18 protein-coding genes are annotated in these 18,524 nt (G+C 67.7%); 6 read left to right on the top strand and 12 right to left on the bottom strand.

Annotated elements, in window-relative coordinates; all coding sequences use genetic code 11:
- Positions 1-119 precede the first annotated feature (119 nt).
- Positions 120-746: a TetR/AcrR family transcriptional regulator gene (locus tag IE100_RS09235; RefSeq protein WP_189373798.1), complete on the bottom strand. Its 627-nt coding sequence runs from the start codon at positions 744-746 to the stop codon at positions 120-122.
- 103 nt (positions 747-849) lie between these two features.
- On the opposite strand from IE100_RS09235, the gene IE100_RS09230 reads away from it, so the two are divergent.
- From IE100_RS09230 to IE100_RS09210, 5 genes are read left to right on the top strand one after another with little or no spacing between them, the layout of a single operon-like run.
- Complete coding sequence (locus IE100_RS09230; protein ID WP_189373797.1) at positions 850-2,298, top strand: efflux transporter outer membrane subunit; 1,449 nt, start codon at positions 850-852, stop codon at positions 2,296-2,298.
- 42 nt (positions 2,299-2,340) lie between these two features.
- Positions 2,341-3,483 (top strand): HlyD family secretion protein, encoded by a 1,143-nt coding sequence (locus tag IE100_RS09225; protein ID WP_189373796.1) that lies wholly within the window; start codon positions 2,341-2,343, stop codon positions 3,481-3,483.
- 10 nt (positions 3,484-3,493) lie between these two features.
- Positions 3,494-5,029 carry a DHA2 family efflux MFS transporter permease subunit gene (locus IE100_RS09220; protein WP_189373795.1) on the top strand — a complete coding sequence of 512 codons (1,536 nt, stop codon included), beginning with the start codon at positions 3,494-3,496 and terminating at the stop codon, positions 5,027-5,029.
- Between the two features lie 23 nt (positions 5,030-5,052).
- On the top strand, positions 5,053-5,577 hold the full coding sequence (locus IE100_RS09215; RefSeq protein WP_189373794.1) for a MarR family winged helix-turn-helix transcriptional regulator: 525 nt from the start codon (positions 5,053-5,055) through the stop codon (positions 5,575-5,577).
- 45 nt (positions 5,578-5,622) lie between these two features.
- Complete coding sequence (locus tag IE100_RS09210; RefSeq protein ID WP_189373793.1) at positions 5,623-7,209, top strand: methyl-accepting chemotaxis protein; 1,587 nt, start codon at positions 5,623-5,625, stop codon at positions 7,207-7,209.
- Between the two features lie 82 nt (positions 7,210-7,291).
- On the opposite strand, the gene IE100_RS09205 is transcribed toward IE100_RS09210, so the two are convergent.
- From IE100_RS09205 to gspG, 11 genes are all read right to left on the bottom strand, one after another.
- A complete protein-coding gene (locus IE100_RS09205) occupies positions 7,292-7,888 on the bottom strand; it encodes a type II secretion system protein (RefSeq protein ID WP_189373792.1) in 597 nt (198 codons plus the stop codon).
- Positions 7,863-8,243, bottom strand: coding sequence for a type II secretion system protein (locus IE100_RS09200; protein ID WP_189354444.1), 381 nt, complete (start codon positions 8,241-8,243; stop codon positions 7,863-7,865). The genes IE100_RS09205 and IE100_RS09200 overlap by 26 nt, the downstream gene beginning before the upstream one ends.
- A gap of 47 nt (positions 8,244-8,290) precedes the next feature.
- Positions 8,291-8,791 carry a type II secretion system protein gene (locus IE100_RS09195; protein WP_189373791.1) on the bottom strand — a complete coding sequence of 167 codons (501 nt, stop codon included), beginning with the start codon at positions 8,789-8,791 and terminating at the stop codon, positions 8,291-8,293.
- 16 nt (positions 8,792-8,807) lie between these two features.
- Complete coding sequence (locus tag IE100_RS09190) at positions 8,808-10,718, bottom strand: secretin GspD/PilQ domain-containing protein (protein ID WP_229800312.1); 1,911 nt, start codon at positions 10,716-10,718, stop codon at positions 8,808-8,810.
- Positions 10,719-10,783: 65 nt separating this feature from the next.
- Positions 10,784-11,278 carry a hypothetical protein gene (locus tag IE100_RS09185; protein ID WP_229800311.1) on the bottom strand — a complete coding sequence of 165 codons (495 nt, stop codon included), beginning with the start codon at positions 11,276-11,278 and terminating at the stop codon, positions 10,784-10,786.
- A gap of 2 nt (positions 11,279-11,280) precedes the next feature.
- The gene (locus tag IE100_RS09180) at positions 11,281-11,829 is read right to left on the bottom strand and encodes a hypothetical protein (RefSeq protein ID WP_189373789.1); all 549 of its coding nucleotides are present in this window, start codon (positions 11,827-11,829) and stop codon (positions 11,281-11,283) included.
- Complete coding sequence (locus IE100_RS09175) at positions 11,826-12,350, bottom strand: hypothetical protein (protein WP_189373788.1); 525 nt, start codon at positions 12,348-12,350, stop codon at positions 11,826-11,828. Before IE100_RS09175 ends, IE100_RS09180 begins: the two co-directional genes overlap by 4 nt.
- Positions 12,351-12,352: 2 nt before the next feature.
- Entirely contained in the window at positions 12,353-13,186 is an 834-nt protein-coding gene (locus tag IE100_RS09170; RefSeq protein WP_189373787.1) for a hypothetical protein, read from the bottom strand.
- Positions 13,167-14,861: a GspE/PulE family protein gene (locus IE100_RS09165; RefSeq protein ID WP_189373786.1), complete on the bottom strand. Its 1,695-nt coding sequence runs from the start codon at positions 14,859-14,861 to the stop codon at positions 13,167-13,169. The genes IE100_RS09170 and IE100_RS09165 overlap by 20 nt, the downstream gene beginning before the upstream one ends.
- Positions 14,858-16,039, bottom strand: coding sequence for a type II secretion system F family protein (locus IE100_RS09160; RefSeq protein WP_189373785.1), 1,182 nt, complete (start codon positions 16,037-16,039; stop codon positions 14,858-14,860). The genes IE100_RS09165 and IE100_RS09160 overlap by 4 nt, the downstream gene beginning before the upstream one ends.
- Positions 16,040-16,051: 12 nt before the next feature.
- Entirely contained in the window at positions 16,052-16,477 is a 426-nt protein-coding gene (gspG, locus tag IE100_RS09155) for a type II secretion system major pseudopilin GspG (RefSeq protein ID WP_189373937.1), read from the bottom strand.
- 413 nt (positions 16,478-16,890) lie between these two features.
- Here gspG and IE100_RS09150 point away from each other — a divergent pair, with 413 nt between their 5' ends.
- The gene (locus IE100_RS09150; protein ID WP_189373784.1) at positions 16,891-18,522 is read left to right on the top strand and encodes an AAA family ATPase; all 1,632 of its coding nucleotides are present in this window, start codon (positions 16,891-16,893) and stop codon (positions 18,520-18,522) included.
- The last annotated feature ends 2 nt before the right edge of the window (positions 18,523-18,524 follow it).

Here is an 18,524-nt window from a genome sequence, read left to right as displayed (position 1 = left end):
CTTCCCCACCGATGGCACTGTCATTTAACCAAACGGTTTAGTTATAACACGAACCGCCGCCTTCGTTCACCTACGGGCACGCCGCACCTCACCCGGTCCCGGCCACAGGCCTGCCTTCCTCACACATCGGCCGCACACGGGAGCGGCGCCGGACTGTAGCCATGCAAGTACATCCGGACCGCCTCCCGCGCCGACTCCACGATCTGCTCGGCAGCGGGCTTCTGCTCGAATCCGGTCATGAAGAATTCGAGGAAGTCGGCTTCCAGCAGATTGATCAGATGCAGGGCCGCCCGCCAGGGTTTGGCGGGGCGCAGTCGCCCGGCCGCCATTTCACCTTCGAGAAACTGCGCCAGCTGCCCCCACCCTTGCGCCGGGCCGCTGTCAAAGAACACCCGCCCCATGCCTGAGCGCGGCCCCTCGCCCATCACGATGCTGCGCATGATGAGCAGCTCCGGGAGCAGGATCGCGTTCAGATAGTGCTCTCCGAATTTCTGCAAGGTCGCGGCGAGATCACCGCCCGGCGACAGACGGCCAAACGCCTCCACCATGTACTCCTCGGCCTGTTGCTTCATCACCACCAGGAACAGCGCTTCCTTGGACGAAAAGTAGCTGTACAGCGTGGCTTTCGATCCACCGGATCGCTCGGCGATTTCCGCCATGGAGGCGATCTCGTAACCACGCTCCAGGAACACTTCGGCCGCTGCGGCGACAATCGCTTGTCGCCGGCGCTCGCTCTTCACCCGCATCTCTCTCTCCTCATAAGTTTACTGTACGGTTAAGTTAAGTATTGACAGTCATTGTAGCTTGTTGCTATAACTTTACCAATAAGTTTACTTATAGGAGAGCGCAATGACCAATAAACCGCACAATCCAGCACGCAAATTTGCATTGAACGGCCTTGCGCTAGCACTTGCTGCCGCCCTGGCCGGCTGCGCCAGCGTGCCGGATCTCGGCCCGCAGCCGCAGTTGCACACCGAGACAACCCTGCAAAGCAGCCAGAGCCTGGCCGGCACCAACAACAGCTGGGCCGAGCAACCGTGGTGGCAACACTACGGCGATTCCCAGCTCGACAAGCTGATGGCGGAAGCGCTGGCCAACGCCCCGGACCTGGCCACCGCCCAGGCGCGCATCCTCAAGGCCGAGGGCTATGCCCAGCAGGCCGGCGCCAGCCGCCTCCCCGGCGTGGACCTGAATTCCAGCGTGACGCGCCAGAAGCAGAGCTACAACAACGGCACGCCCCGCGCCGCCATGCCGCAGGGCTTCAATACCTCGGCCCGCGCGGCGCTGGACTTCAGCTATGAGCTGGACTTCTGGGGCAAGAACCGCGCCGCCGTCGCCGCCGCGACGTCTGAGCTGGCCGCCGCCCGGGCCGAAGCCGCACAGACCCGGCTGATGCTGACCAGCGCCATCGCCGCCGCCTACGCCGAACTGGCACGACTGCATGCCGATCGCGATGCCGCCGCCCAGGCGGAGGAAGTCCGCCGCCACAGCGAGGCGCTGCTGAATGATCGCCAGCGGAACGGGCTGGAAACCATCGGCAGCGTGCACCAGGCCGAATCGCGCCGCGCCGCCGCGGAGGCCGACCTGATCGCGGTGGACGAGGCGATCGCCTTGCAGCGCCACGCCCTGGCCGCCCTGATCGGCGCCGGCCCGGACCGCGGGCTGGCGATTGCGCGCCCGAGCGTGGACCTCAGCCGCGCCCAGGGCCTGCCGTCCGCGGTACAGGCCGAGCTGATCGGCCGCAGGCCGGATCTGGTGGTGGCGCGCCTGCGCGCCGAAGCCGCCGCCAGGCGCATCGACGTCGCCCACGCCGGCTTCTACCCCAACGTCAACCTGGCCGCCTATGTCGGCGTCCAGTCACTCGGGATCGACATGCTGACCAAGGGCGGCGCCGGCATCGCCGGTATCGGCCCGGCGATCAACCTGCCGATCTTCCGTGGCGGCCAGCTGGAAGGCGGCTACCGGGTGGCACGCGCCGAATACGACAGCGCGGTCGCCAGCTACAACCAGACGCTGACCCAGGCGCTGCGCGAAGTCGCCGATGCGGCCACCCGGCAGCGCATGCTGGATCCGCAGTTGAAGCTGCGCGAAGCGGCCTTGCAGGCCGCGCAACAGGCCTACCGTGAGGCCCGGGAACGCTACCAGGGCGGGCTGGGCAACTACCTGACCGTGCTGAACGCAGAAGACAGCGTGATCGGCACGCGGCGCACGCTGGCCGATCTGCAGAGCCAGCAATTCACCCAGGACGTCGCCCTGATCAAGGCGCTGGGTGGCGGCTACCAGAGCGACCGGACCTGACACCCGAACACAAACACCATCACACTTTTCGAGGAACCCGACATGACCAGCCCAACCCAGACCCTTCCCGCTAACGAGATGCCGGCCGGCGAATTGCCAGCCCGCCGCAAGAAACTGTTCATGCTGCTGGGCGGCGCCATCGCCGCCGCGGCCATCGGCTACGGCACGTACTGGACACTCGTCGCCTCGCACTACGTCAGCACCGACAACGCCTACGTGGCCGCCGAAATAGCCCAGGTCACCCCGGAGGTGGCCGGCACCGTGCGCGCGGTGCAGGTGATGGACACCCAGCACGTCAAGAAAGGCGACACCCTGGTGCTGCTGAACGACAGCGATGCCAGGCTGGCGCTGGCCCAGGCCCAGGCCGAGCTGGAGCGCGCGGAACGCCGCGTGCGCGGCTTCTTCGCCAACGATGCCGGGCTGACGGCACAAATGCAGGCGCGCAGCGCCGAAAAGACACGGGCCGCGGCACAACTGGAATCGGCCCGCTCGGACCTGGAGCGCGCGCAGCTCGACTACAAGCGGCGCGAGGCGCTGGTGAAGGGCGGCTCCGTGTCGGCCGAAGAGTTGAGCAACGCCAAGAACGCGCTGTCCGTCGCCGAGGCCCGGCACCGCGACGCGGAAGCGGCCGCGACACAGAACGAGGCCAACTATCGCGCGGCGATCGAGGCGCTCAAGAGCAACCAGACCCTGACCGAGGGCAGCACGCTGGACAGCAACCCGGAAGTGGTGCTGGCGCGCGCCAGACGCGACCAGGCCCGCCTGGACCTGGCGCGCACCGTCATCCGCGCGCCGATCGACGGCGTGGTGGCCAAGCGCCAGGTGCAGGTCGGCCAGCGCGTGCAGGCCGGCGTCAACCTGCTGTCGGTGGTGCCGCTGCAACAGGCGCACGTCGATGCCAACTTCAAGGAGGTGCAGCTTGAAAAGGTCCGTCTCGGCCAGCCGGTCAAGCTGACCTCCGACCTGTATGGCAGCAAGGCGGTCTACCACGGCAAGGTCGTGGGCCTGTCCGGCGGCTCCGGCTCGGCATTCGCCATGATTCCGGCACAAAACGCCACCGGCAACTGGATCAAGGTGGTACAGCGCCTGCCGGTACGCATTGCGCTGGACCCCGCCGAGCTCAAGGCCCATCCGCTGTCCGTGGGCCTGTCCATGACCGCCACCATCGACACCCGCGACCACTGAGGAGGCCACGATGTCAGCAACGACCACACACGCCACGCCCGCGCCGCTAAGCGGCGCCCAGCTATGGTTGGCCGCAGGCGCGCTGGCGGCGGGCAACTTCATCGCGGTGCTCGACACCACCATCGCCAATGTCTCGGTACCCAATATCGCCGGCGGCCTTGGCGTGGCCGCCAACCAGGGCACCTGGGTCATCACCTCCTATGCGGTCGCGGAAGCCATCACCGTGCCGCTGACCGGCTGGCTTGCGGCCCGCTTCGGCACCGTGCGCCTGTTCGTGACCTCGATGATCCTGTTCGGCCTGTTCTCCATGCTGTGCGGCCTGTCGAGCTCGCTGGAGATACTGCTGTTATGCCGCGTGCTGCAGGGCCTGGCCGGCGGCCCGCTGATGCCGCTGTCGCAGACCCTGCTGCAACAGATCTTCCCGAAAGAGAAGCAAAGTACGGCCATCGGCCTGTGGAGCATGACCACGCTGGTGGCGCCGGTGCTGGGGCCGGTACTGGGTGGCGTGCTGTGCGACCAGGTGAGCTGGCCGTGGATTTTCCACATCAACGTGCCGATCGCGCTGATCTGCAGCTACATCGCCTGGCAAATGCTGAAGCCCTACGAAAGCGCCATCCAGCGCTCGCGCATCGACGGCATCGGGCTGGCACTGCTGGTGATCTGGGTCGCGGCGCTGCAGCTGATGCTGGACGAGGGCAAGAACCACGACTGGTTTGCCTCGAATGAAATCGTGACGCTGGCCATCGTCGCGGTGATCGGCTTCGCCTGCTTCCTGATCTGGGAACTCACCGAACGCAACCCGGTGGTCAACCTGCGGGTGTTCCGTCACCGCGGCTACTGGGTCAGCGTGCTGACCATTTCCCTCGCCTTCGGCTCGTTCTTTGGCTCCACCGTGCTCACCCCGCAGTGGCTGCAAAGCTATATGGGCTACACCGCGACGGATGCCGGCATCGCGCAGGCCATCAGCGGCATCCTGTCCGTGTTGGCCGCACCGCTGGTCGCGCAGCTGACCACGCGCATGGACCCGCGGCCGCTGGTGTTCATGGGCGTGATGTGGCTGGGCGCGGTCACGCTGTTCCGCAGCTTTGCCACCACCGACATCAGCTTCGTGCAAGTCGCCGTGCCGCTGTTCTTCCAGGGTCTCGGCATGCCGTTCTTCTTCGTGCCGCTGATCGGCCTGGCCATGTCCAGCGTGGAAGAACACGAGATGGCGGCCGCCGCCGGCCTGATGAACTTCCTGCGCACCATGTCGGGCGCGATTGCCACCTCGCTGGTGACCACGGCCTGGGAGGACAAGGCCAAGTACTACCACGACGTCCTGACCGGCCTGACCGACGCCGGCGGCGAGGCGGTACGTTCGATGGGGACGGTCTTCGGCACGGAGCCGGCACGCAACCTGCTCAATTACCTGGTGGACAGTCAAAGCATCATGCTGTCCACCAATGAGGTGTTCTGGATCAGCGGACTGTCGTTCGTGGTGGCGGCCTGTGTGGTCTGGCTGGCGCCAAGGCCCACCCGTGTCGCCGATACCAGCAACGTGCACTGAGACCGACGCCAATGGACCACGCCATGAACCATCCCGCCAAGCCCGGGCGGCGCACCGTCCGGGCGGCCGAGGCGCTGCTCGCCCGCAGCCAGCCCGGCCTGCCGCACGAACCATCGCAAGGCATGCTGCTCGTGCAGCAGGTCGGCCAGCTGTGGAAACAGATGCTGGCGGACAGTCACGACCTGCTGCGCGAAGCACGCCTGACCCCGGTGACCTACGCCACCTTGCTGGTGCTGTACCACGCGCAAGATGGCGTGATGACGCCTTCCGCGCTGGCGGCCTGCACCGGGGAGCAGCCGACCAACGTCTCCCGTATCTGCAACGAGCTGGAAGCCCTGCAGCTGATCCGGCGCAGCCGAAGTGAAAACGACCGGCGCAACGTCGAGTTGAGCCTGACGGCACGGGGCCTGGCGCAAATGGACGCCTTGCTGCCGCGCCTGCAGGAGCGGGCCGAGCGGACATTCTCCATCCTGAGCCTGTCCGAGAAAAACCTGCTGGAACGGTTACAGAAAAAGATCCTGGCACACGCCGGACAGCCTGCCGGATGACGGCAGGCGATCCACTCCGCCCATAACCCGATACGAAAGCGCCACATGCGAAACAATCAACCGGTGACCGATCAGGAGTACCCGCTGCCATCCCGTCGCCCGCTGGTCAGCATGACCGACCGCAAGGGCGTGATCCTGCACGCCAACCAGGCCTTCATCAGTGCCAGCGGATTCGACCGGGAAGAGCTGATCGGCCAGCCGCACAACATCATCCGCCATCCGGACATGCCATCCGAGGCATTCGAGGACATGTGGCGCACGCTGGAGGCCGATCATCCCTGGCACGGCGTCGTGAAAAACCGGCGCAAAAACGGCGACTACTACTGGGTGGACGCCTACGTGACACCGGTGTTCGAGCGTGGACAGAAAACCGGCTACATGTCGGTCCGCAGCCAGCCGGAACCACAACAAGTCGCCGACGCCGCGTCGCTCTACCTTGCCGTCAGGCAGCGCCGCGCGAGCCTGCCCGCCACCCGTTACCCGCATGACGTGCCCTTGCTGGTACGCCTGCTGTTGCTGGCCTTGCTGCCGGTATCCAGCTTTGGCGTGGCACTGTGGCTAGGGGAGAGCCAGGGCTGGATTGCCGCGCTGGCCGGGGCCATGCTGGCCATCGGCCTGGGGCTGTGGACATGGTCCGGCATCCTGTCCCCGCTGTCGCGGATCGGAGACGCCTTGGGCCGGATTGCCGCCGGCGACCTGCGCTTCGAACTGAAAACCCGGGCGGCGGGCGAGTTTGCCCGGCTGCTGCTCGGCATGCAGTCGATGAAGGTCAATCTGCGCGCCATGTTTGCCGACATGCTGGGCATCGCCGGCGATATCGAAACGCAATCCCTGGCGCTCGGCAACCAGGTCGGCACCGCCACGCAGCGCATACAGCAGGGTGCCAACAGCATCGGCACCATGACCGCGGCCATCGAGCAGATGTCGGCATCGGTCAGCGAAATCTCCCTCGCCACCCGCCATAGTGCCGAGCACGCCAAGCTCACCGCCGAACAGGTTGATCGTGGCGTCCAGCAGATTGTGGCGACCCAGGCGGCGTCGCAGGGCGTGGTGGCGCGCATGAACAACGCGCAGCAGCAGATCGCGGAACTGGGCGCCGAAGTCGCGTCGATCCGGCAGCTGGCGGACACCATCAAGGAAATCGCCGACCAGACCAACCTGCTGGCCCTCAACGCGGCCATCGAGGCGGCCCGCGCCGGCGAATCGGGACGCGGCTTCGCGGTGGTGGCCGACGAGGTGCGCAAGCTGGCGGAGCGCACCAGCGGCAGCACCGTAGAAATTGCCGCCACCGTGGCGCGTATCGGCACCTGTACGGCCAACACGCTGTCGGCCATGACCACCGCGGCCAGCGAAGTAGAACTGAGCAACACCATGCTGAACGAATGCCGGCAGACCTATGAGACCATCCAGGACTCGGCCGACGACATTCAGATATCGTCCCGCAACATCGCGGCCATGCTGCAGCAACAGGAACGCGCGGCAAGCGAGGTGGCGGGCCATATCGAGCGGATCGGCCAGCTGGTGGCGCAAAACAGCAGCAGCGTGGAGGCCATCAGCAAGTCGGCAAGCACGCTGGGCGATACCGCGCACCAGCTGCACTACATGACCAGCCGCTTCGAGCGCTCGCTGTAGCGCCCGGGGGCGACGCCTGGCCATAGCGGCCCGCGGACCGCCGCCACGCGCCAGGCTTGGCCAAGGTTGGCCGCAGCCTTCGTCAGTTGGCGTCGCCGTCGCCCGCCGGCGCGTCGAACGGCTGCACCGTCTCGCCGTCCTCGCCGGCCGCCTCGTCCTGCGGCGCGGCGCCGCCGACGACCTGGTAGCTGAACTGCCAGCGCGCGTAGCTGCGCGCGTTCTTGAACGCGGCGTCGCGCTGCTCGAACTGGTCGACCTTGAACGGCACGCCGCCGCCCAGGCTGTAGACGCCGGCGATGCCGCCGTCGGGCGCGCGCAGCAGCCCCCACTGCGGCTTGCCGGTCATCGGATCGGGATAGAGCTTGCGCAGATAGCGCTGGACGTTGGGGTAGCGCTTGTCCAGCAGCAGGTCGGCCAGCGTCGCCGGGTAGCGCTTGGCCGCGGCCGGCGAGCGCTCGTAGTACTGGCGGATCGCCTCGCGGTACTGGTTGCCGACGAACAGCAGCTCCTGCTCGCGCTGGCGCTGCTGCACCGTGGACCACACCTCGCCGGTGGCGGCCAGAGTCCAGCCCATCACCGCGATCAGCACCAGCAGCCCGAGGTAGGTGAAACCGCGCTGGCGCGCCGGCAGCGGCCGGGCGCGACGGCTCGCGCTACCACTCCTGATAGCGGCTGCCATCCTGTGCCTCGCCTTCGGCGCCGCTCTTGACGTCGAACACCCCGCCCTTGGCCGGGTCGTCCGGCGGCACCACCACCCAGGTCGTGCTGCTCTCGGTAAACGGGTCCTGCGGCAGGCTGCGCAGGTACTTGTCGGTCACCAGCTGCTCCAGTGCGTCCGGATAGCGGGCGCGGTCGCCGTAGTACTTGTCGATGGCCTCGCGCATGATGAACAGGTCGCTCTGCAACACGGCCTCCTTGGAGCGCTCGACACTGCTGAGATAGCGCGGCACGGCGATGGTCAGCAACAGGGCGATGATGCTCATCACCACCATCAGCTCGATCAGCGTAAAGCCACGCGCTTGTTGCGTTTTCATAGCCCGATCTTCCCTGCCGCACGCGGCCTGCCGCGGCGGCTGCATGGTCACCATTGCCGGTACGGGATGCCGTTCAGCCCGTTGCCATCCGCCTTGGAGTAGACATCAAACACGTCGTCGCCCTCTTCCGGGGCGTCGGCCTCGCTGTCGTAGCTGCGCAGCCCCCAGGTTTCGGCGGCATCCAGCTGCGGATCGGCCGCCAGCGGATCGCGCGGCAAGCGGCGCAGGAAGTAGATCTTCCTCAGCTTGTCCGGGTCCTTGGGATCGACCACGCCCTCCACCAGCACCGCCAGCGTCTTCGGGTAGCCGCTTTCGTCGGCCGCCTTCAGGATGCGGCCGTCGTCGACCGCCTTCTTGTAGGCGTCGATGCCGTCGCGGATCTGGCGCAGCGCCACGCGCAGCTCCTGCTCCTTGCCGCGCTGCACCGTCAGCTCCGCCAGCGGCAGCGCGATGCTGGCCAGCAGCGCCACGATCGCCACGGTCACCACCAGCTCGATGAGGGTGAAGCCGCGCGTGCGGTGGCCGCCGGTGTGCGCTGGCGCCTTCATTTTTCCTCCCGCCCGGCTACTGCGCCGGGGCCGGTGCGGCCGGCGGTGGCACCGGGGCCGGCGCCGTGATCGGGGCCGGTGCCGGCTGGAACGGCACGATGCCCGGCAAGGGAATCATGCCCGGCACGGCTGCTGGCGCCGGCGCGCTGCCGCGGCTGCTCGGCGCCGAGGACGGGATGGGCGACGGTGCGCCGCCGACCGCGCCCAGGCCGCCGATGCTGCCCTCGGTGCCGGCGCGGAATTCGGAAATATTGCGCGCCGGCAGCGCCAGGTTGTGCACGATGTGCGGCGTGATCAGCAGCACGATTTCCGACTTGGACCGGTTGTCGTTATTGGTGGAGAACAGGCGGCCCAGCAGCGGCAGGTCGCCCAGCCCCGGGATCTTGGTCACCGAGCTGCGGTCCTCGTCCTGGATCAGGCCGGCCAGTACCTGGGTTTCGCCGTTGCGCAGGCGCAGCATGGTGTCCACCGCGCGCGAGCCGATCTGGTAGGCGATGCTGTCGCCGAAGTTCACCTGCTTGACGATGCTGCTGACCTCCAGCCCGACGTCGATGGTGACGTCCTCGTCCAGGCCGATGGTGGGCTGAACCTCCAGCTTGACGCCGACATCGAGGTAGGACACCGACTGTGCGATGCCGGCATTGACCACCGCGGTGCTGGTGAACACCGGCACCTTGTCGCCGATGTGGATCTTCGCCTTCTCATGGTTCTTCACGCGGATGCGCGGGTTGGCCAGCACGTTGGCGTTGGTGTCCTGCGCACGCAGGTTGACCAGCAGCGCCGGGTTGGCGATGAAGGTGGTCAGCCGGCTGGGGTTGGCGCGCAGGTCGATCACGCCCGGCGCCACGGTATTGCCCGGGGTGGTGACCTCGGAGATGGTGTTGCCGCCGGTGCCCAGCACCGCGGTGGTAGTGCCGCCCTGCAGCAGGCCGTAGCCGACCTGGCCCGGCCACTCGATGCCCAGGTTCTGCAGCCGGGCGCGGTTGACCTCCAGCACTTCCACTTCCAGGATCGCCTCAGGCTCGGCCAGGTCCTGCGACGCGATCAGTTTCTCCGCCAGCCGCACCGCGTCGGGGGTGTCGCGCATCACCACCAGGTTGCGCTTGTCGTCGACATAGATGTCGCGCGTTTTCAGCAGGGTGCGGATCAGGTTGGCCGCATCCTTGGCCTCGGCATTGGCCAGGTAGAAGCTTTTCACCACCAGCTCCTGGTAGTCCTTCTGCTTGGCCGGGTTGTTGGGGTAGATCATGATGGTGCGGTCGTTGAGCACGCGGCGGTCGAGCTGGTTGGACACCAGCAGCAGCTGCACCGCCTCCTCGATGGTGGTGTTGCGCACGAAGATGGTGGCCTTCAGGTCGGCGCGCACGTCCTTGTCGTAGACGAAGTTGACGCCGGCGGTGCGCGAGATGATCTCGAACACCGCTTTCAGCGACGCGTCGCGAAACTCCAGCGTGATCGGGCGCGCCAGCGCCGATTTCAGCTGCGGGCTGACGATGCCGTCGTTGCCGCCCTGCTCCTCCAGCCGTCGCAGCATGATCCTGGCGTCGCGGTGGCGCGGGTTGTCGGCCAGCACCTGCCGTACCGTGGCCAGCGCCGGCGCCAGCTCGCCTTTTTGCTGCTGCGCCTGCGCCTCGTCCAGCAGCAGCCGGTGGCGCCGGTCCTGCACCAGGCTATCCAGCCCGGCCTGCGCGCGCTGGTTCTGCGGATCGAGATTCAGCACGCGGCGGTACAGCAGCTCCGCCTCGTCGAACTGGCTGTTGAGCTGCACGCTGTTGGCCTGCGCCAGCCACTGGTTGATGAAACGCCCGCGCTGGTTGTACAGGTAGCTCTTGTATTCGACATTGTCCGGAGACTGCTTGACGACCTCTTCCAGGCGGGCAAAGCCCTCTTCCGCCCGGCCGTCCAGCAGCAGCTGTTTGCCTTCCATGAAAGCCTTGTTGCTGGCACATCCCGCGAACACGGACAGGATGAGCAGCCGAAAGAGTAAGCGTTTCAATTTGCCACTCCGATCTCTAAGGTCTGTTGCATTTGCAGCGGCAAGTAGGTGAACGTCATCACCGGCGGCAGGATGCTGTCTGCCCGGTACACCCCGTCGATGACATCGCCCGTTTTCACCACCAGATTACGATCCCCTTGCGCCACGAACACGCTCACCATCCCGTCGTCGATCGCCTTGCCCAGATAGGTAAACGGCAAGGGCGGCGGCTTGGGCGGTGCCGGTTTCGGCGGCGGGGGCGGCACATACCAGCTCTGCACCGGGAACAGGTCGCGCACTTTGCCCGCGCCCAGCTCGCGCGGCAGGCTGGCCAGGCTGCCGATCTGCAGCTCGGCCGGCGGCGCGGCGCGGCTGCCGCGCGGACGCGCCGTCACCGGCTCGACCACCGCCGCCTCGTTCCCGCTCTCCGGCTGTCCGATGCCGGCCGCCAGCAGCAGGGTCAGCAGCAGTGCGCCCCCCAGCAGCAGCCAGCGTTGTCGTTGTGCAAGCATGGTCAGCTCTCCCTCAGCAGCAGCACCAGGTGGATGGCGGCATCCAGCTGCGGCTGGCCGATGCTGTCACGCTTGAAGCGCAGGTTGGCCAGCAACAGCGTCGGGTTCTCGGCCAGCAGCTGCGCCACGAAGGCGCGCAGTTGCGGGTAGCTGCCGCGCACCGGCAGCTGCACCTCGTAGCGCAGCAGCTGCCCGCTGCGGTCCGGCAGCACCTTGTAGTCGCCGCGCGGCAGCGCCAGCTGCTGCGCCTCGGCGGCGGCGTAGATCTTCTCCAGCCACAGCGGCGCGGTCGACTGGTGCGGGAAGGCGCGATAGAAGTGCTGCAGCCGCAGTTGCGGGCTGGGCAGCGGGTGGCTGCGCTGGTAGCGCAGGCGCACGATGTCGCGCTGCTGTTGCTGCGCCTGCTGTTGCAGCTGCGCCAGCTGGCCCTGCAACGGCCGCGTCAGCATGGTGTGGAACAGCAGCATGCCGACCGCCAGCGACACCAGCAGCAGCAAGGGCCAGCCCGCGCGCTGGCGCAGGTAGCGCAACCGGGGCCAGAGCGTGTTCATGATCCGGCCCTCCACTGTGCCGACAGCGAAAAGCGGATAGGCAGCTCCTTGTCCTGCTGGTTGACGTGGTGCTCCAGCAGGGTGATGTCGCCGAGCGCCGGCTGCTGGCCGAGGCGCTCGATATAGGCCAGCATCGCCGCGCGCCGCTTCACTTCCGCGGTGATGCGCACCGTCCGCCGCAGGCTGTCCGGCTCCACCTCCAGCAGGGCGACCTCGTTGTTCCTCGCGGCCTCCAGCGCGTCGAACAGCTGCGGCCACGACTGGTTCAGCCGCGCCCACACCTCGTTGGCGCGGGCGATCTCGCGCTGCAGCGCCGGCGCCTGCGCGGGGGCGGCCTGCGGTTGCAGCCGCTGCAACGCCGTCTCGTTGCGCGCCACCGCCTGCTGCTGGCTGGCGACCTCCTGCTGCAGGCTCGCGTAGTAGCCGCCCTGCAGCAGCAAGGCCGCCAGCGCGAGCAGCAACAGCAGGCCGCGGCCGTAGTGGTGGCGGGTCTTGACGTAGTCGAGATCGATCGCGCGCATGGTCAGTCTCCCAGCAGCGCCATGCTGCAGGCGGCCCGGTCCGGCATGGACAGGGCCGCCAGCGCCGACGGCAGCGCCAGCGGGCGCAGGCGCAGCGTCTGCGGCTCGGGCCACACCAGCGCGCTGCCGTCGCCGGCAAAGGCGTACACGTCCAGCGGCAGGGGGCTGCGCTGCAGGCGCAACAGCATGCGCGGCAATACCGCCGGCAAGGCGGTGGCGATGTCGCCGTCCAGCGGCTCGAACACCAGGTCGCTCCAGCCCTGCTCGTCAAAGCAGGCCAGCCCCGCCCGCCCCGGCTCCGCCAGCAGGAAGGCGCCGCGGCCAACCTTGACCTCGCCGCGCCAGTGGTTGCAGGCCGCCATCAGGTAGGGCTGCACCGACACAAGCCGCAGGCCGGCCTCCTGCGCCAGCGCGGCGGCTTCCTGCAGCAGTTCTCTGTCGATGGCGCTGGCCAGCAGCGGCCCGCCGTAGCCGCTGCCGCTCCAGCGGTACAGCCACTGCGCGGCGGCGTCGCCATAGACCTGCTGGAAGGCGTGCTGCACCAGCGCCTGCCACTCTTCCGGGGTGTCCAGTCCCTCGCGCCACGGGATCAGCTGATAGCGCACGAAATGGTTGGACAGCACCAGCGTGGCTGCGCGCGGCGGCAGCGGCTTCTCCTGCAGCAGGCCGCGCAGGGCGGCCAGCGCCGGGCGCCACGCCGGCCCCTGCTCCGCCGGCGGGCAGGTGGCCACCGCACGCTCGACCAGCCGTGGCCGCAGGCCGCGCGACAGCCGCAGGCAGACCGCGCGTTCCGGCGCCAGCGACAAGCCGATTCGCTCATGCAACGAAAGTGACACGATTGATTTCCTGTAGTGTGGTTTCACCGCGCTTGACCATGTCGATCGCGGCCTCGCGCAGAAAACGGGTGCCGTTGCGGCGCGCGGCTTCCTTGATGTGGCGGATCGGTTCGCGCGCCACGATCAGCTCGCGGATCTCGTCGGTCAGGCGCAGCATCTCGCCGATCGCCTTGCGTCCCTTGTAGCCGGTGCCGCGGCAGTGGCCGCAACCGCGCCCGCTGCGAAAGCCGTCGTGCGTGGCCAGCTCGGCCGGCAGGCCGGCGGCCTGCAGTTGCGCCGCGCTCAGCCGCTCCGGCTGCGAGCAGAATGGGCAGTTCAGCCGCACCAGGCGCTGCGCGAAGATGCAGTTCAGCGCCGAGACGAAGCTGTACGGCTCAATGTCCATGTGGATGAAACGGCCGATGACGTCGAACACGTTGTTGGCGTGCACGGTGGTGAATACCAGGTGCCCGGTCAGCGCCGCCTGCACCGCGATCTGCGCCGTCTCGGGGTCGCGGATTTCGCCGACCAGGATCTTGTCCGGGTCGTGGCGCAGGATGGAGCGCAGGCCGCGCACGAAGGTCAGCCCCTTCTTCTCGTTGACCTGGATCTGCAGCACCCCCGGCAGCTGGTACTCGACCGGGTCCTCGATGGTGATGATCTTGTCGCTGCCGGAGTTGATCTCGGTCACCGCCGCGTACAGGGTGGTGGTCTTGCCGCTGCCGGTGGGGCCGGTGACCAGCACCATGCCGTACGGCTCGCTGATGTAGCGGCGGATCTCGCCGATCAGCTGGTGGTCGAAGCCCAGGCTGTCCAGGCGCAGCGCCTGCTGGCTGTCGGTCAGCGTGCGCCGGTCGAGGATGCGCAGCACCGCGTCCTCGCCGAGGATGTTGGGCATGATGGAGACGCGGAAATCGACCTCGCGCCCCTGCATCGCGATCTTGAAGCGCCCGTCCTGCGGGATGCGCCGCTCGGCGATGTCCAGCTCCGACATCACCTTCACCCGCGACACCATCTGCTCGGCCAGATCGGCGCCGTTGAGGCTGCCCACGCTCAGCAGCACGCCGTCGATGCGGTACTTCATCACCAGCCCGTTGCCCACCGACTCCAGGTGGATGTCGCTGGCGCCCATCTTCAGCGCGTCGTAGATCACCGAGTGCACCAGCTTCACCACCTGGCTGGTGTCCTCGCTGATCGACTTGTAGGAAATGTCTTCCACCGCCTGCGCGGTTTCCACAGGGTTCGCCGCAGTGCCCAGCAGCACGTCGATGGCGCGCCAGGATTCCTCGTAGCGGGCGAGAAAGGCGGCCAGGTCGCCGCGGTGTACCAGATACCAGCTGGCGGCCGGCTGCACCGCGCAGTGCACCCAGTCCTGCAGCGCCGCATCGAACGGGTTGCTGAACAGGATGCGCAGCGCGCCGTCGGCGTCGCGGCAGGCCATGCACTCCTGCCGCACCGCGTCGGGATAGGCGATCACGTCGAAGGCCGGTTGCAGCTGCTCGATGTCGGCCATCGCCAGCGCCGGGTAGTGCGCGGTGGCGGCCAGGCTGCGCACGAAGGCGTCCGGCGCCAGGCCGCTGCCCTCTTCCAGTACCGCCAGCAGCGGCCGCTGGTAGCGCTGCGCGTCGTCGCGCGCCTGCTGCAGTTGCCGGGCGCTGAACGCCGCCGGCTCGGGGAGGGAAAGGTCGCGGCTCATTGGATGCTCCCGGCCAGCTCGAAGATGGGGAGGTACATCAGCACCACCACGATGCCGATGACCAGCCCGATGAACACCATCAGCACCGGCTCGAACGTGCGCATGAAGCGCTCCACCGCCAGGGCCATCTCTTCCTCGTAAAAGCCGGCGATGCGGCCCATCATGCTGCCCATCTGCCCGCTGCGTTCCCCGACGCGCAGCATGCGCAGCGCCACCGGCGTGGTCAGCCCGTGGCTGTGCAGCGCACCGGAAATCGGCTTGCCGTCGCTGATGTCGCGCGCCGCCTGCTGCAGCCGCAGCCGCAGCGAGGCCTGCAGCACGCCGGACACCATCGCCAGCGCCGGCACCACCGGCGTGCCGCCGACCAGCAGCATGCCCAGCATCCGGTACAGCCGCGCCAGCTGGTACAGGCGCATGCGCTCGCCCAGCGACGGGATCTTCCACAGCCATTCGCCCAGCCGGCGGATGACCTCGGGGCGGGTCAGCAGGTAGCCGGCCGCGACCAGCAGCAGCAACAGCGCCGGCAGCAGGAACACGGCATGGGCCTGCAACAGGTTGCCCCAGGCCAGCAGCAGCCGCGAGAACAGCGGCAGGTCGCTGCCCATCGTTTCGTAGACCTGGGCGAAGCGCGGCACCACGTAGCCGATCAGGAACAGCAGCACCGCGCCGCCGGCCAGGATCAGGAGCGCCGGATAGATGGAGGCGCTGATCACCTTCTTGCGCACCGCGTCGACCTGGGTCTGGTAGGCGAGGTAGCGGCCGAGCGCATTCTGCAGGTCGCCGGTTTTCTCGCTGGCGCGCACGGTGGCGACATACAGCGAGGGGAAGGTCTGCGGGAACTGCTGCAGCGCCGCCGACAGCGACAGCCCCTCGTGCAGACGCAGGATGATCTGGCCCAGGATGCGCCGCGACTCCGGGCGCGTTTCCTTCTCGTTCAGCGCCTCGATGGCCTCCACCAGCGCCAGTCCGGCCTCCAGCAGTGCGAGCAGTTCCTGGGTGAACAGCGCCAGCTGGAAACGGGAACGCGACCATGTCCACGAGAGGCTGCGCGGCTTGACCGCCAGCACGGCGTAGCCCTGGTCCTGCGCCTGGCTGACGGCTTCGCCATCGCTGACGGCTTCCAGCACCAGGACCGCTACCTCGCCATCGGGGTTGATGGCCTTGATCTCGAAATACATGATGTTCCTGACCTAGCTGCCGATATCGGCATCCTCGCCCGAGCCACCGGACTGCCCGTCCTTGCCGTAGCTGTACAAGTCGTACTCGCCGCGCTCCCCCGGCTGGCGATACTGGTAGGGCCGTCCCCACGGGTCTGGCGGCGGCGCCTTTTTCAGGTACGGCCCCTGCCACTTCGGCTCGTCGGCCGGGCGCGTGTACAGTGCGGCCAACCCTTGTTCGGTGGTGGGATAGCGGCCGGTATCCAGCCGGTACTGGTCGAGCGACTTTTCCAGCGCGTCCACCTGCGCCTGCGCCGTCTTCACCTCGGCCTTGCCGACCTGCGCGAAGTAGCGCGGCGCCACGTAGCCGGCCAGCAGGCCGATGATCACCAGCACCACCAGCAATTCCAGCAAGGTGAACCCCGCCGCGACGCATCGCTTCCGAGAAAGGCTATACATAGATTTCACGCCTCGATCCGCCAGCCAGCCCCGCCCCGACGCGGCCTGCCACGCAGTAAGCTACTTGACCCAGTTGTTAATCATGCTTACAACAGAATTCAGACAAATACTTTTATAGAAGGCCAAGCCGGCTTTCGCCATCCATTCTTCAGTGCTAGACGCAATGCAAAGACAACGCATATGGCTTTTGCTAGCAAAAACGGATGGGATACCGGCAGCGGTAGGCCGGGAGCGCCGGGGTGAGGCCAGAAAGGCAGGGCGTGAGCGATAGCAGCACCACCGGCAGCTGTAACAGGAAGCGCCGAGGCGGCGGCGGTGCCGTTTAAGAAAAGGGCGGCGGCAAACGCCGGACGCCAAACTATACTTTTTTTCAACCGTACTGAATCGGATAGCACACCACAGCAGGTCGCGCCATGTACACCAGTCACTATGGCCTTGCCGACTCTCCGTTCTCGATCGCGCCCGATCCGCGCTATCTGTTCATGAGCCAGCAGCACCGCGAAGCGCTAGCCCACCTGATGTACAGCATCAGGGGCGAAGGCGGTTTCGTGCTGCTGACCGGAGAGGTCGGCGCCGGCAAGACCACGCTGTGCCGCTGCTTCCTGGAACAACTGCCCGCACACTGCGATGTCGCCTTCGTCATCAACCCCAAGCTCACGGTGCCGGAGCTGCTGGCCACCCTGTGCGAGGAGTTGCATATCGCCCTGCCCGCCGAGCACGGCAACAAGACCTATGTCGACCTCATCAACAAGCACCTGCTGGCCGCCCACGCGCAGGGACGCACCACGCTGCTGATCATCGACGAAGCGCAGAACCTGAGCGACGAGGTGCTGGAGCAGGTGCGGCTGCTGACCAATCTGGAAACGCGCGAGTGCAAGCTGCTGCACATCATCCTGCTGGGGCAGCCGGAACTGCGCGACAAGCTGGCACGGCCGGAATTGCGGCAGCTGTCGCAGCGCATCGTCGCCCGCTACCACCTCGGCCCCTTGCAGCGCGACGAAATCGCCCCCTACATCCAGCACCGGCTGAGCGTGGCCGGCAGCCATCTCGATCTGTTCCCGCCGGCGGTGATGCGGCTGCTGTTCAGCTGCAGCGGCGGCGTGCCGCGCAAGCTGAACGTGCTGTGCGACCGCGCCCTGCTCGGCTGCTACGCGCAGGGCAAGGCGCGCGTCGACCGCGCCACGGTGCGGCAGGCGGCGCGGGAGGTGTTCAACAGCAGCCCGGTCCGCCCGTGGCACAAGCTGGCCCTCGCCAGCGGCGCCCTGCTCAGCACCGTCGCGGTCGCCGCCGTGCTGTTCTATGGCGCGCAGCCGGCCGGTCAGCGAGCGCCTGCGCCGGCCGCCACCACGGCAACCCTTACCACGGCACCGGCCCGGCTGGCCGCCACCGCCCCCCGCCCCGCCGCGCTGGCACGCCTGCCGGCGCCGCTGCCGGCCGCCGAAATCGCGCAGGCTCAGGCCTACCGCACACTGCTTAGGCAATGGCGGATTCCGGCGCCGGTCAGCGACGAGGCCGGCGCCTGCCAGCAGGCCGAACTGTTCGGCGCCCGCTGCCTGAGCGGCAGCGGCGACCTCGACGCCCTGCGCCGCCTCAACCTGCCGGCGGTATTGCAGCTGCAGCAGCCCGACGGCCAGCTGCAGCACCTGACCCTGCTGGCCCTGGAAGGCGAACAGGCGCGGGTGCTCATCGGCCAGCAACCGCACCTGCTGACGCGACAGGCGCTGGCACAGGCCTGGAACGGGCGCTACACCGCGCTGTGGATGCCGCCGCCGCACTACCAGCAACCGCTGGCACCCGGCAGCCGCAGCCTGGCGGTCGCCTGGCTACGGCAACAGCTGGGCCAACCACCGGATGCCGGCGGCAAAACGTTGGCCGCAAGCTACGATGCCGGGCTCTCGACACTGGTACGCCAATTCCAGCTGCAACACGACCTGCCCGGCGACGGCATCGCCGGGCCGCTGACCCTGATACGGCTAACCCAGGCCGGCGACCCCGACTCGCCACGCCTGAGCGCCACCACGTCCGCCACCATCCGGAAGGAGTGATC

It is taken from the genome of Vogesella alkaliphila, from assembly GCF_014652475.1.
In the GTDB taxonomy this organism is placed as follows: Bacteria; Pseudomonadota; Gammaproteobacteria; order Burkholderiales; family Chromobacteriaceae; genus Vogesella; species Vogesella alkaliphila.
The sequence above is the reverse complement of the archived record's forward strand: the minus strand, read 5'-3'. Positions and strand labels throughout refer to the sequence as shown.